General features: G+C 44.6%; 11 protein-coding genes. 2 read left to right on the top strand and 9 right to left on the bottom strand.

Translation table 11 applies throughout. The features are described 5' to 3' along the window. Positions 1-81: 81 nt before the first annotated feature. Together MF542_RS06635 and MF542_RS06630 are read left to right on the top strand one after the other, a co-directional pair. The gene (locus MF542_RS06635; protein ID WP_247017243.1) at positions 82-5,298 is read left to right on the top strand and encodes an endonuclease/exonuclease/phosphatase family protein; all 5,217 of its coding nucleotides are present in this window, start codon (positions 82-84) and stop codon (positions 5,296-5,298) included. A 167-nt stretch (positions 5,299-5,465) separates the two neighbouring features. After that, the gene (locus MF542_RS06630; RefSeq protein WP_247017242.1) at positions 5,466-6,731 is read left to right on the top strand and encodes a serine hydrolase domain-containing protein; all 1,266 of its coding nucleotides are present in this window, start codon (positions 5,466-5,468) and stop codon (positions 6,729-6,731) included. Positions 6,732-6,763: 32 nt separating this feature from the next. Here MF542_RS06630 and MF542_RS06625 read toward each other — a convergent pair whose 3' ends face one another. The 9 genes from MF542_RS06625 to MF542_RS06585 all read right to left on the bottom strand — a co-directional run bounded on the left by MF542_RS06625 (position 6,764) and on the right by MF542_RS06585 (position 13,570). Next, positions 6,764-7,165, bottom strand: coding sequence for an ExbD/TolR family protein (locus MF542_RS06625; RefSeq protein ID WP_247017239.1), 402 nt, complete (start codon positions 7,163-7,165; stop codon positions 6,764-6,766). 14 nt (positions 7,166-7,179) lie between these two features. Continuing rightward, the gene (locus MF542_RS06620; protein WP_247017238.1) at positions 7,180-7,782 is read right to left on the bottom strand and encodes an energy transducer TonB; all 603 of its coding nucleotides are present in this window, start codon (positions 7,780-7,782) and stop codon (positions 7,180-7,182) included. A 179-nt stretch (positions 7,783-7,961) separates the two neighbouring features. Further along, the gene (locus MF542_RS06615; RefSeq protein WP_247017235.1) at positions 7,962-9,365 is read right to left on the bottom strand and encodes a tetratricopeptide repeat protein; all 1,404 of its coding nucleotides are present in this window, start codon (positions 9,363-9,365) and stop codon (positions 7,962-7,964) included. An 18-nt stretch (positions 9,366-9,383) separates the two neighbouring features. Then, a complete protein-coding gene (locus tag MF542_RS06610; RefSeq protein WP_247017234.1) occupies positions 9,384-10,001 on the bottom strand; it encodes an energy transducer TonB in 618 nt (205 codons plus the stop codon). A 1-nt stretch (position 10,002) separates the two neighbouring features. Beyond that, the gene (locus MF542_RS06605; RefSeq protein WP_247017232.1) at positions 10,003-10,401 is read right to left on the bottom strand and encodes an ExbD/TolR family protein; all 399 of its coding nucleotides are present in this window, start codon (positions 10,399-10,401) and stop codon (positions 10,003-10,005) included. A 63-nt stretch (positions 10,402-10,464) separates the two neighbouring features. Then, positions 10,465-10,881: an ExbD/TolR family protein gene (locus MF542_RS06600; protein WP_247017230.1), complete on the bottom strand. Its 417-nt coding sequence runs from the start codon at positions 10,879-10,881 to the stop codon at positions 10,465-10,467. 23 nt (positions 10,882-10,904) lie between these two features. Continuing rightward, positions 10,905-11,432 carry a MotA/TolQ/ExbB proton channel family protein gene (locus MF542_RS06595; protein WP_247017229.1) on the bottom strand — a complete coding sequence of 176 codons (528 nt, stop codon included), beginning with the start codon at positions 11,430-11,432 and terminating at the stop codon, positions 10,905-10,907. Next, entirely contained in the window at positions 11,432-12,784 is a 1,353-nt protein-coding gene (locus MF542_RS06590) for a MotA/TolQ/ExbB proton channel family protein (RefSeq protein ID WP_247017227.1), read from the bottom strand. The genes MF542_RS06595 and MF542_RS06590 overlap by 1 nt, the downstream gene beginning before the upstream one ends. A 15-nt stretch (positions 12,785-12,799) precedes the next feature. Next, positions 12,800-13,570: a DUF3450 domain-containing protein gene (locus MF542_RS06585; protein ID WP_247017225.1), complete on the bottom strand. Its 771-nt coding sequence runs from the start codon at positions 13,568-13,570 to the stop codon at positions 12,800-12,802. Between the last annotated feature and the right edge of the window lie 596 nt (positions 13,571-14,166).

The following is a 14,166-nucleotide window of genomic DNA, read 5'->3' as shown; positions in this document are numbered from 1 at the left end:
TAGCGAAAACAACATTATGCATTACTTCGACCAGGATTTTGGGGCCGGGGAAGTTTTGATTAAAGACTTGGGAATAGGGATATGCCAGCACCGGTAATTAATGAATTTGTAGCAAATCACGACAGTACGGATACCAATGAATACATTGAGATTTTTGGAGATCCAAATACTGATCTTTCTAATTATTGGATCATTGATATTGATGGGGACAGTAATGCCCCTGGCCGTATTAATAATGTGTACCAAGTGGGTACAACAGATGAGAATGGTTTTTGGGTTACAGATTTTCAAAATAATGCGATCCAAAATGGCACGGGAACGCTGCTTTTAGTAACAAACTTTACTGGTTCAGACGGTAGTGATTTGGATGCAGATGATGATGGTGTGCTTGATGTAACACCTTGGGATGCGATTATTGATAGTATTGCCGTTAGTGATGGCGGTAGCGGCGATCAAACATACTCGTCTGTGGTGCTTACGCGAGGTTTTGATGGTGATTCAAATACTGTTGGGGGTGCATCACGTGTTACCGACGGTGTTGATACAGATGTTGTAGCTGATTGGGTACGTAACGACTTTGACGGTCAGGGTATTATCGATGGCGCTCAGGCGGAAGATGGTGAAGCGATTAACACGCCAGGTACCGCAAATCTGGTTTTTGAGGCAACAGCAACTTTTACAATTAATGAATTCCATGCTGACGCCGCAGACACGGCAAACCAGTTTATTGAGCTATATGACGGTGGTATTGGCAGCAGTGCACTAGATGGTTTGGTTCTAGTGTTGTTTGATGGTGATACCGATCAATCTTACCGTACTATTGATCTTACCGGCCAAACAACTGATGCTGACGGTTATTTTGTGATCGGTGATACAGGTATTGCGGGCGCAGGCCTTACGATTGCATCGCTCGGGCTGCAAACTGGCGCTGACGCGATTGGGCTTTTCATAGCTTCAGCTGCTGATTTTCCAGATGGAACGGCTGTAACAGACACCAATCTTGTAGACGCTGTTGTATATGGTTCCAGCGATGCAGATGATACAGGCCTACTTACAGGGCTGAACCAGACTACGCAGTTTGATGATAGCGCTTCAGATAGCGATGGTTCCAGCTCCCTTGGTCGCTTGACTGATGAGAACTTTGAAGAAACAAGCGTGACTGCAGGTGCTGAAAATGCTGAACCAGTCCCGGAGCCTGTGTTTGTGATCAATGAAATTGATACAACGACAGATGCTGGTGCTGACACATCAGAGTTTATCGAGATTTATGATGGTGGTGTTGGTAATGCGTCCCTTGATGGATTGATTCTGGTTCTCTTTGACGGTGATACAAATAATTCATATCTAACAATTGATCTTACAGGTCAAACAACGGATGCAGACGGATATTTTGTTATTGGCTCAAGCGCCGTTGCTGGTGTGGATCAGGTGATTGCGGATAACCTTATTCAAAATGGGCCAGATGGAGTTGCCCTTTATCAAGATACAGCGGCCAATTTCCCAGATGGCACTGCTGCGACTACTGTAAACTTGATAGATGCTGTTGTGTATAATACGGGCGGTGATGCAAGTGCGCTTCTCACTGCTTTAGGTGAAACAACTGCGCTGGATGAAAATGGTTTCGAAGATGCTGATAGGCATTCTATTGGCCGGACTTCAGATGGTGGGGAAACAGAAGGTGTATTGATAGCCACGCCTGGCGCCGAAAACGAGGCTGCTCCAGCGCCTTTGACCCCTGTTGCATCTAATATTGTGATCAATGAAGTTGATGCTCAAACGCCAGAATCTGACACTGCTGAATTCGTCGAACTTTACGATGGCGGTGCAGGTAACACACCTCTTGATGGTCTTGTGCTGGTATTCTTCAATGGTAGTGATGATGCATCATACAATGCTATCAGCCTTGATGGTCATTCAACAGATGAAAACGGGTTCTTTGTTATTGGTAATGCAGCCACACCGAATGTGGATCTGGTGTTTGGTAACAGTGGTCTTCAAAATGGTGCTGATGCAGTGGCTCTTTATCAAGGCACGGAAGCTGATTTTCCGAACGATACACCAATTACAACAACAAACCTGATTGATGTGATTGTATATGATGACGGGGATGCAGATGATGCAGGCCTTCTTACTGGTTTTGGTGAAACCACTCAATTCAGTGAAGCCGAAAATGGTGATGCAGATAACCAATCTGTTGGACGCATAACAGATGGCGGTGATACCATCACTGCACTTGCAGCAACACCAGGCATTTCTAATGAACCTGTACCTGATTTTGAGTTTAACGAAATTCGTATTAGTTCTTCTGGTTCTAGTGATGACACAAGTAACTTTATTGAATTGCACGGTACACCAGGGGCTAGCTTGGATGGTCTTACTCTATTAGCGATTTCCAGCGAATTTGCGCCAGGTACCATCGATTTTGTTTTTGATCTCACTGGTGGTGTTGCAGATGCCGATGGTATATTCCTGTTAGGGAACTCAGGTTCAGGTTATAGCTTTGATGTTGGTGATATTCAGGAAAGCGTTGATTTCTTCAGCTCTCCGGTGACGTTCATTCTGGTACAGGATTTTACAGGCACCGCTGCTGATGACCTTGATACCAATGATGATGGTACACTTGATGTAACACCATTTGGTAATGTCATTGCTTCGATTACACTCTCGAATACTGATGCAACACCTGATCAGGCATATAGTGATACCGTTGTAACATCTCCTGATGGTTTTGCGCCTGCTCATGTATTCCGGGCTACAGACGGTGAAGGTGAATTCACTCAGGGTGATTTCAGTGACCTTTCTGATGATACACCTGGTATAACCAATGCTGTTGGTAGTTCAGGCAACCCTGTAGAAGCTGCGATATACGATATACAGGGAGAAAGCCATCTTTCTTCTTTTGAAGGTCAGGTTGTTATTACAACCGGTATTGTAACTGCTATTGATACCGACAGCAGCACACCAGGTTTCTATCTGCAGGATCCTGATGGCGATGGTAATGCCAATACTTCTGATGGTATTTTTGTTGCAACAGACGGTAATCCTACAGTGGCTGTTGGTGATGCAGTTCAGGTGATAGGTGAGGTAGAAGAAGCAGGCTTCTCTGGTCGCCTGACAGTTACAAGAATTGATGCCAGCGATGTTACTGTGGAATCTTCAGGCAATGAACTTCCAGATGCTGTAGTTATCGGCATTAATGGCCTGAGACCTCCAACTGAAACAATTATCAGTGAAGATGAAATTGGATCTGGAATTGATCTATCTGATCCAACTGATGTTGCAGCAAACAATTTCGATCCGGAAAATGACGGTATTGATTTCTTTGAAGCACTCGAAGGTATGCGAGTTACAATTGAAGATGCGGTAGCAGTTTCCAACGGCGCAAACTTCGGAGAGATTTATACTCTGGCCAATCGTGGTGGAGGATCAACTGGTATAACGAACCGCCATACGATTTCGACGACAGAGGGTGATCTTAACCCAGAACGTATTCAAATTGATTTTGACAACAGTATTGGTGTTGATTTTGATACAACAAGTGTAAATGCGGGTGATTTACTTGGTGATGTAACAGGCGTTGTTACATATAACTTTGGTAACTACGAAGTGATACCGCTTGAATTTGAAGGTGTTACAGACGGAAATCTGGAACCAGAAGTTACGCGCTTAGTAGGGGATTCAAATTCTGTATCTGTTGCAAGTTATAATGTACTTAATCTTGATCCCGATGATGTAGATCAAATTGCTGCTCAGGCACAGCAAATTGTAACAAACCTCCGTAGTCCAGATGTTATCGCTCTTCAGGAGGTGCAAGATAATAATGGTTCGGCATCAGGCACCGTTGCGTCGGATCAAACTTTGCAGGCATTAATTGATGCGATTGAAGCAGCAGGCGGCCCAACTTATTCATTTGCGGTAATTGACCCTGTTGCCGAAAATACTCAAGGTGGCCAACCAAATGGCAATATCCGGGTTGCTTATCTGTATAATGATGATCGTGTAGATCTTGTTGAAGGTAGCTTGAAGGCTCTTGATGAAACACTTTTGACTGATGCTGGTGTTGATGCCGCGGATGCGTTCAACGGATCTCGTTTGCCGCTGGAGGCGCAGTTCTCGTTTAACGGTGAAATCTTTACGGTTATCAATAATCATTTCACCTCTAAAGGTGGGTCCGACGATTTGTTCGGTTCGAATCAACCTGCAGAAGAGGCTGGCGTTGAACGTCGTGAAGGTCAGGCGACAGCCTTGAATGGATATGTTGATACACTTCTTGCTGCAGACAGTGATGCTAATATTATTGTTTTGGGTGACTTGAATGATTTCGATTTCTCTAACACCGTTGATATTTTGGCTGGAGGTGAAGGCGATGATAGAATTCTCTTTAATCAGGTAGACAATATTCCTATTGCTGAAGGTCGTTATACGTTTAATTTCCAAGGTAATTCACAGGCAATCGACCAATTTCTGGTAAGTGAAAATTTAAATGGTCATGTTCGTTTCGATATCGTCCATGTGAATGCTGATTTTATTGAGCAGGCAAGTGATCATGATCCTCTCCTTGGCCTTATCACGTTCCCAACAGAAGCTGTTGTCGTTGAAACCCCTGATCCGGTTGTCGTGACTGGTACAGATGGTGATGATGAGCAAACGGGTTCTGCTGTGGCTGATCAATTTGATGGTGGTGCAGGTAATGATGTAATTAACGCTGCCGCTGGTGATGACTTTATCATTGGTGGTGATGGCGATGATACAATCATTGCCGGCGAAGGTTCAGATGCCAGCTTCGCTGGTGCTGATGATACTGGTGATGACGTTGTAGATGGTGGTCAAGGTTCGGATACGCTTGGCGGCGGTGCCGGTGATGATGAGGTCGATGGCGGAGAAGACGACGATGTCGTCTACGGTGGTGCCGGTAATGATAGCGTTAACGGTGGCGCCGATAATGATACCTTATTCTCAGGAGAAGGTGACGATACTGCGAACGGTGGTTCAGGGGATGATATTCTGTGGGCCGGCGCTGGTAATGATACGCTTACTGGTGGTGATGGTGAAGATACCTTTATCTTCGGTCGTAATGCAGGGCAGGATGTGATTGCCGATTTTGATCTGGCTGAAGATATTCTAAATCTTGAATATGCTGTAACTGACTTTACTTCAGTGGCAGATGTAACTGCAGCGGCGAGCGTTGTTACCGTTGATGGCATTGATGGTGTGCGTATCGATCTGGGCGATGAAAATAGTGTGTTTATTCAGGGGTTAGAACTTTCTGATCTAACTACAGTAAATTACGTTTTCTAGAATGCTAATATAAAAGCTTTAAGCCCGTGCGAGTAATCGTGCGGGCTTTTTTATACTCCAATTATTTAAGATGCTAATCTTATATGAGTGTTCATCGTGGATACAGCTCTTGAACAATATCCTCGATGCCATAGTTTATTAGAAAGCAACAGGGGAGAGGATAGATAATGCTTAGATCATTTGTTTTATGTTTAGGCGCTTGGGCGGCGTTATCTGCCAGTGTATCAGCAAAAGACCTGCCAAAAGTTGAACCGGAAACTGTTGGGTTGTCTTCTGCTAAACTAGAAGACCTAAAAAAGCATTTTCAAGGTTATGTAGATAGCGGGAAGCTTGCTGGATTAACCACTCTTGTTGCCAGGCAGGGTAAGGTTGCTCATTTCGAAACCTATGGAGATCAGGATATCGCTGCAGGCAAGGCGATGGGAGATGAAGCTGTTTTCAGAATTTATTCCATGACGAAGCCAATAACGACAGCAGCGTTAATGATGCTTTGGGAAGAGGGAAAGTTCAGTTTGGATGATCCTGTTTCCAAGTATTTACCTAGCTTTGCAGACCAACGTGTGTTTGCGGGGCAAGATGAAGATGGCTTTAAAACGGTTCCAGCAAATAGAGAAGCGACTATATTGGATTTAATGCGCCATACTGCAGGCCTTTCCTATGGCGTTTTCTCTGATACCCCCGTTGATAGGTCGTACCGAAAAAATGGTGTTTTCTCTTTTGGCGCTGATGATTCTATTAAAACACTGACGGAAAAGCTTGGTAAGGAACCGCTATTATACCAACCGGGTGGTGCATGGGTGTATTCTTTATCAGTTGATGTACAGGGTCGCTTGATTGAAGTTCTATCCGGAATGGAACTAGACGAATTCTTTAGTAAGCGTATTTTCAAACCACTTGGAATGGATGATACCGGATTCTATGCTGAGGGGGATGAGCAATCTCGTCTGGTAGAGATGTATGCCTTAGATGAAAAGAAGGCCCTTGTGCCATACAAGGGGGAGTTTTGGCAGGATTTTACCGTTCAGCCTGGGGTACTTTCTGGCGGTGGTGGTTTGGTGTCTACCACAGAAGATTACTGGAGATTTTCACAGATGATTGCCAATGGTGGCGAGTTGGATGGTGTTCGTCTGCTTAAAGAAAAGACTGTGGCGATGATGCGTACAAATCAGCTTCCGGGTAATTTGAATGGTATTGCTGGCGGTAAGCAGGGATTAGGTTTTGGGCTTGGTTTTGCTGTTGTTCAGGACCCTAGTGTTGTTAAAGGCCAAACCAATATTGGTAATTATTTCTGGGGTGGTATGGCAAATACCATTTTTTGGATTGATCCGAAAGAAGAATTGGTCGTGATTTTGATGACGAATGTACTGCCTTCCGGGATTTATCCATTACGTAAGGATATGCGTAATAAAGTTTATGACGCGTTAGTGCATTAGAATAAAAGGCACCCGTTTGGGTGCCTTTTTCTTTATGAGTGGGTCAGGACAGGCAGTCTATATTTAGGCACCCCAACCTTTCGAAGGCCGTCATAGATACGCATGAAAGTTTTCATATCTGCTCCTTCCTTCAGGTTAATGGCAACAGCTGTTTCCGGATCTATGGTTATGGCTTCTTTTACTAAAGCTTCAGCTGACCAGATATCGATATTCCTGCCGTTCAGTGAAAGTCGATTGTCTGCTTCAACGTGAAATACCAAGGCTTGTTGTTCTTTATCAGGCGCTTTGGCTATGCCTTCCGGCCTTTGTACAGTAACACCTGTTTCCTTAAGGAAAGTTGTTGTTACGATGAAGAAAATCAACATGATGAAGACAATATCTAACATAGGAGTCATATCAACACGGCCAGCAGTTTGTTTTGATTTATATCGCATAATTCCCTCGGCCCTTATTCATCTAAATTAAACACCATTCTGAACTGACCGAAAGATTCCACAGCTTGGCCATTGATAACTTTTGGCTTGTATCTAAACTTCTTTATGGCCTTTAGAGTTGCCCGTTCAAAATAGCCTACAGGTTCTGCTTCGATAATTTCTGGGTCTTGCACCGTACCTGATGGATCAATGCGGAAAGCAACAACAGCCCAGCCAGCGATACCGCGCTCTAATGCCTTTCTTGGGTAGCTTGCCTGTATACGTACTAGAGGTATTTGAGCACCATCTGTATAGCCGCCTATTTGAGGCCCCTCTGGTGGACCAGGAAGGGGTGGTGGGCCAGTCGGAATATTGATGCTTGGATTGCCTTCTGTATCTGTTGGTAAGGGGGCAACTCTTGGAGGAGGAGGGGTTATTTCAACAGGAGGTTCAATTGTTCGGTCGGTGAGTGAAACCTCTGGCTCCTCGATAGCTTGTACAAAATCAATAATGCGTACAGGCTCTCTCTGATCAACCTGTATTTCATTGTCAGCGACTAAGCTTTGCATAAGAAAGAATAAGCCGCTGGTGGTTGTGATGGCTGTCGCTGTGATTGGTATGTATTTCCCTATCTTCATTAGTTTGCTCCTGAATTGTTATAGTATAACAATATCAAATCAAAAGATTATGTAAAGTTATAATATAACTTTTTGAGTGTAGCATGTTTATGACATGAAAAGAGTTAGGAAGAAGGGGAACAATCGACATAAAAAAACGGCGCCCGAAGGACGCCGTTTTAATCATTATGTAATGAAGTTTAACCTTTAAGCGTTGCTTCACGAGCTTCTTCAGCTTTGAGGTAACCTCTCCACTGAGAAATTTGCCTGCGTTGACGTGATGTCTTCGCAATTTTACTTGCTTCAGCAAAAGCGGTTTTAGCTTCTTTAAAACGCTTAAGTTCAATCAGAGCCTGAGCTTTCATCATCACAGTTGAGAAACGTTTACCAGCAGCTTTGGAATCTTTTGAAGAAGTAAATTCACTGTTCGCTTTATCAAAAGAGGTTACTGCATCGGTTAGGTCATCACTTGCCAGCTGTACCTGACCAATCTGGAACCATAGGTCTCCATCATTTTCAGATTTAGCAGCTGCTGTAAGAGGTGCAATTGCCTTATCAAACTCAGCGGCCTGCATATAGCATTGACCTAGCGTACGAAGGTTTTCTGCATCGCGTTCAAGCTGCTCTTCCTTTAGAGCATCTTCGATGATCCATGCACACTTGATTGGCGCGTCACGAGCGATTTGAATCTGCGCAACGTTACGAATTTGTGCTGGTTTATCATCCAGGAAACCCTGCTTATAGGCAGCTTCAAGAATAGACCATGATGCTGTTTCATTGCCTAGTTCCTGATACGTTGCAGCGAGCTGGTTCCAGTAGCTTGGGTCTGGCCAGTTAACGATAAGCGTGATCAATGTATCCTGAGCACGTTTATAGTCTTTCAGTTCCCATAGACAAGCTAGACGTAGACCATACCAGTTTTCTTTAACTTCGATGGTGTCTACTTTCTCAGCGTCAGTAATAGCACGATCAATATATGTGATCGCTGTATTGAATTCGTTGAGAGTGTAGTAAACCTGAGAAATAAAGACCAACTGGTTTACGCCTACGAGAGCAGGGTCAACAGCTGAAACTTCGCGCTCCCAATCCTTCAGATACTGCAAAGCTCTATCGTAGTTCTCGATGGAGTAATAAAGCTGTGCCAGATTATACATAATGCCATGTTCTTGAGCTACAGGAATAGATTCCTTGAACTTTAGAACGTTTTCAAAAGCATTAATTGCGCCTGGTGTATCTTCACGATCGAAAGCGATCTGAGCACGATACTGCCATACGATAGATTTAGCGTAATCATTTACACCGCGGCTATTGTAGGCATCATCTAACAACTGAGAAGCGCGAGCAAGACGCTCTGTCTGAGTTGCTTGCTTTTCAGCATCTGACATCTCTTCCGGGTTCAAGACTTCGCTAATTTTTTCCAGTTTTTTCTGGAAAGGAAGTGGGATCGCCTGCACTTTGCGGGTTTTCCGTGGCTTCTTAGCAGCTTGTTCTTGCGCGAAAGCTGTTTCAGCAAATGGTGTACCTTGCGGCATAGGGACGGTCGCAAATGCAACAGCTGCAACCGCCACTACCGACAGGGATTTAAGAGTGTTTTTGATACTCATGTCTCTTTCCTGTCTCGCTTATTGAGCCATGTTGAAGCTGAACTTGTATGTAACACCAGTCACTTCTTGGCCCTTACCGTTAATAACCTTCGGCTTATATTTGAACTTTTGAGCAGCTTTGATAGCAGCACGTTCAAAATAACCTTTTGGCTCGGCTTGCAGCACAACAATTGACTCTGGTGGTACAGTACCATCAGCAGCAACGGTTAGTTCCACAATCACAAAACCTTCGATTCCGCGCTCTTGAGCACGACGTGGGTATTGTGGCTGTACACGTACAAGCGGAAGATAGTCACCATCTGAACTTGGGCCAAGGTCAATGCCGCCAAGATCAACAGCTGCTGCTGTATTGGCGCGACCTACGGATAGGTTCAGTTTATCTGGACCAGAATTATCAACAACAGGTGTGTCGATCTCTGGCGGAGGTGCTTCCACCTCTGGTGGCTTCTCTACTTTACGTTCCAGACGTTGTGGAGGTTGTTCTTCGATGTCCTGTACAACATCGATGAAACGAGCTCTTTTGTCTTCGTTCAGTACTACTTCGCCGTCTCCCGCAACAAGTGAATGCATTACGAAAAACAGACCGAAAGTAACGCTAGAAGCGACAACAAGTGAGCTGGCTACCCGAGTAATCATATTATTTGACCTCCGTAGCGATAGCGATTTTTTCAACACCAGCATCTCTGATGGCGTCATACACTTTCATTACCAGAACGGCATCTGCTGTTTCATCACTCTGGATCGCAACGGAGCCTTTTGGGTTTTCCGCATGCAGTTTTTCAACGGCCGTACGAACTTCCTCTAACTCTTTTACTTCCCGATTGATGTGGATCTCGTCATCTTCTGTTACAGCGATCAGTACGCTTACCTGTTTAAGGCTCACAGCTGTCTCTGCTTCAGGTTTGATAACGGTCGTCCCAGATTCCTTTACGAATACCGCGGTAACGATGAAGAAGATCAACATGATGAACACGATGTCGAGCATCGGGGTCATGTTAATTTCGGTATCTTCTTCTTGTTGAGCGTGGTTACGCATGGTTTTCTCCAATTCGCCCCATAGGGCGCTTCGCCGTGATGGCGGGAATTTTCCCGCCAGCGATTACTTCTTAGGCGTCATTACGATCTTTTCATCACCAAGACCAACTGCTTTAGCCGCATCATAGATACGTATAGCTAAACCAAACTCGGAACCTTTAGCAGCCTGAATAACTACAGGAGCTTCTGGGCGCTCAACGCTTTCTTTTTTGATGATTGAAGAAACAGAAGATACATCAATACGAAGGAAATCGTGTGTAATTCTGTTGTTTTCATCAATCACAAATGCGATTGCGCGCTTATCTTCATCTGGTGGTGGAGGATTACTTGAATTGTTATCCTCCGGCTTGTTGATCTCGAGACCAGATTCGTTAACGAACGTTGCAGTTACGATAAAGAAGATCAGCATGATGAACACGATGTCGAGCATCGGGGTCATATTTACTTCAGCTTCTTCCTCTGCTTTTGCGAACTTGCGCATTAGTGTTCCTCTCCAAATCCAGCTTAGTGATCCATGGTCAGGCTGTCTTCAAGACTTTCTGACTCACGTTTAGCGCGGCGTTCAATATATGTGCTCAGGAAAATACCTGATAGTGCAGCAACCATACCCGCCATTGTCGGGATCGTTGCTTTGGATACACCGGCAGCCATCGCACGTGCGTTGGAACTACCTTGTGAACCCATAACGTCAAACACCTCGATCATACCTGTTACCGTACCGAGAAGTCCTACAAGAGGACAAAGTGCTACGAGCGTTTTAATGAGGTTTACACCACGGAATAGATCGTGGTTTACCTCTGAAATCATGGCTGTACGAATTTTGTGTGCAAACCATGATTTACGCTCGGTACGTGTTTCCCAAGCTTCGATCACGCGGTTTTTCTGCTTTTTATATTCAAGCGTGAAATACCACATACGTTCGACAATGAGCACCCACATAATGAACGTTACCGCGAGGATCAGGAACAAGACGTCTCCGCCCTGTTCCATGAACGCCCGGATAGCGTCAAATGCGTCGTTAAGGCTCCGCATTATCCGTTCGCTTTCTCAGCGTGAACTGCAATGATACCAGCAGACTGCTCTTCAAGAACGTGGATAACGCTCTTAGAGGAACCTGATACGAATGTATGCAGAAGCAGAGTTGGGATCGCTACAACAAGACCTTCCACAGTAGTCATAAGAGCCGCGGAAATACCGCCAGCCATCTGTGATGGGTCACCAGCACCGAACAGTGTGATAGCCTGGAATGTCTCAATCATACCAGTCACTGTACCGAGAAGACCAAATAGAGGTGCAACAGCAGAGATAAGCTTAACAATTGTTAGGCCACGCTCAAGAGCAGGAGTTTCTTTTAGAATTGCTTCGTCAAGTTTCAGCTCAAGAGTTTCAACATCAACACTGCGGTTTTGGTCGTAAACAGCCAATACACGACCAAGAGGGTTACCTGTGTCCGCAGTTTCAGAACGGATCTGTTTGCGTACTTTACCGCCAACTACCAGTAGGTATAGCCACTGTAGGATTGCGATGATAACACCAATAACACCAAGACCTAGAGTGATGTAACCAATTGGTCCACCTTGGTCTAGACGCTCTTCAATAGTTGGCTTGTCGATCTCAAGGTTAAGAAGCTGACCGCGTGTTGGGTCAATACCTAGAGCGTGCATGCCACTTGTTGAGTTCTCAAACGGAGCAATTGTGCTTGTGAAACGGTCAGAAGGCTGACGTTGAAGCTCAGCAACAACACCTTTTGGAGTTAGCTGAAGATATTTGCCACCACCAACAAGGCCAAAGTCACCAATACGAACAACTTCCATGTTCTGTGTAGAACCGTCGTTCAGGCGAACTTCGTGATTGAACTTTTTAACTTCAGAAGAACCGATCATTTCAAGGATCATCTGAGCTGGCCACGCGCGGATATCTGCTAGTGTTGGAAGCTCTGAAGATTCTTGTGCTTTAGAAATCAGGTTGTCGATTTCAGCAAGACGGTTTGGGTTATCAATAGAAACGTGTGATGTAGAAATGATTGATTTCGCATCACCAGCGTTTTGCTGAAGAACACCGAAAAGCTCGCTTAGCTGACCAAGACGTTCACGCTGGATTTCAACCTGACGTGTGATTTCTTGTTCATTGTTACGACGTTGCTCTTCAAGACGAGCGCTTTCACGCTCAAGACGAGCTTGTTCAGCACGAGCATCTGTAAGAAGCTTTTGTTGCTGACCTTTACGAGCCTGGAACTCTGCTTCACGTTTTTTGTGCTCAGCGCTTTCGCTTACACGACCTTCACGAACCTTGTTCAGAAGATCTGACATGCTGCCATCTTGTGCAGACACTGAAGCCGATAGGCCTACAGCGAGAAGAGCAGCGGAAGTAATAATCTTTTTCATTGCTAATTCCCCTACTTACTTCGGTGCTGAGATAGGAAGCACAGTTACGTCAGTCTGTGTACGGCGTAGAGCCATACGAATAAGCTGGCGAACTGGTGTCGTGAAATCTGCACCTAGAAGGTCCCAAGATTTTGTCTCAGAATTCCAGGCAGCTGTCTCTGTTGTGTCTTTAGTCTGGTAGTAAAAACCTACACGACCAAGACGAACAAAGTTCACGCTACGACCATCTGGAAGTGTATCTTCATACGCGAAATATGTACGACCATATTGAACTTCAGCTTTATACGCTTCTAGTACAACACGGAAACGCTCAGGATCACTTACGTTCGGGTTATCCATAGCTTCACGTAGGGAAGCGATACGCTCTTCACGTTCTGCAAGCAGGAACGGGATGTCCGCTTGAACGAATTCGTTAAGGTCTTCGATCATATCAAGCATCAGAGGAGTGATCTGACGTTTAATCTCATCGATCTGACCGATAGATTCTTTTAGCTTCCCGATTTCTTCTTCTTGACGAGAAATCACACGACGCTGCTGAGCGTTATATGCACGCAGGCCAGCATTTGTCTTGAGAACACTTTTGTAATCTACAAAAAGTTTTTCTGTTGCGTCGTTGATACCATCGATCTTCTGTTGAGAAGCTTGTGCGATTTGGTTAGCCGCGTTTACTTCGTCAACGATCGACTTCACTTGAGCTTCCTGTGCATTAGCAGCAGTTGCTCCTAGAAGGATCGCGGCGACTGCGGCTGTAGAGACAGCTATCCGTTTCACTTTAGCCTTATCCATTTTCTGCCCACATGGGTTTTATAAAGCCTCTTGGATACCTTTAATCCGGTTAAACGAATAACCAGAGGTAACCCTGAGGCGGATTAAACCTTGCAAAAATTCAAGAGCATTTAATGCTACTCAAACCTTTACCCTAACAAACTGGGAGTATGTCTGCCGTACCTCTCTGACAAAACGTGTTCATCAGATCACTGGCAGTTCCATTTAAAAGGTTTCCCGACCTCTCCCAATTGTGCCGACCACTCAACAAATTACTTTGTTCCGCTCTGCCATCCTTTGAGCTTTTATACTTAAGCACGGATGATCTTTTTAAATGACCTTATCCGTTTTCACGAACAGGTCGGGGTTGAGACGGGTGGTCCGGCTCGGGGCCTATCATCCAAGAATCTTTCACGATTCCAAGCAAAAATTTCACTTTTCGTGTTTCTAGGCACATATCTGTTTAATTTTGCACCTAAAAACAGCTGAAATATAGACCGTTATGTATATGTGATAATATTACATTATCTGAAAAGGTCAATATATAAGTGCATTTAAAGGTAGCATTTTTTTTAGAGGTTGATTTTTGTTGCTTGAAGACGAGAAATGATAACTAA

This window comes from Kordiimonas laminariae, assembly GCF_023008165.1.
Lineage (GTDB): Bacteria > Pseudomonadota > Alphaproteobacteria > Sphingomonadales > Kordiimonadaceae > Kordiimonas > Kordiimonas laminariae.
This window is presented reverse-complemented; position numbering and strand designations above follow the sequence as displayed.

Coding starts and splice junctions, on each gene's coding strand:
- MF542_RS06635 (WP_247017243.1), top strand. CDS start 82: ATGCCAGCACCGGTAATTAATGAATTTGTAGCAAATCACGACAGTACG.
- MF542_RS06630 (WP_247017242.1), top strand. CDS start 5,466: ATGCTTAGATCATTTGTTTTATGTTTAGGCGCTTGGGCGGCGTTATCT.
- MF542_RS06625 (WP_247017239.1), bottom strand. CDS start 7,165: ATGCGATATAAATCAAAACAAACTGCTGGCCGTGTTGATATGACTCCT.
- MF542_RS06620 (WP_247017238.1), bottom strand. CDS start 7,782: ATGAAGATAGGGAAATACATACCAATCACAGCGACAGCCATCACAACC.
- MF542_RS06615 (WP_247017235.1), bottom strand. CDS start 9,365: ATGAGTATCAAAAACACTCTTAAATCCCTGTCGGTAGTGGCGGTTGCA.
- MF542_RS06610 (WP_247017234.1), bottom strand. CDS start 10,001: ATGATTACTCGGGTAGCCAGCTCACTTGTTGTCGCTTCTAGCGTTACT.
- MF542_RS06605 (WP_247017232.1), bottom strand. CDS start 10,401: ATGCGTAACCACGCTCAACAAGAAGAAGATACCGAAATTAACATGACC.
- MF542_RS06600 (WP_247017230.1), bottom strand. CDS start 10,881: ATGCGCAAGTTCGCAAAAGCAGAGGAAGAAGCTGAAGTAAATATGACC.
- MF542_RS06595 (WP_247017229.1), bottom strand. CDS start 11,432: ATGCGGAGCCTTAACGACGCATTTGACGCTATCCGGGCGTTCATGGAA.
- MF542_RS06590 (WP_247017227.1), bottom strand. CDS start 12,784: ATGAAAAAGATTATTACTTCCGCTGCTCTTCTCGCTGTAGGCCTATCG.
- MF542_RS06585 (WP_247017225.1), bottom strand. CDS start 13,570: ATGGATAAGGCTAAAGTGAAACGGATAGCTGTCTCTACAGCCGCAGTC.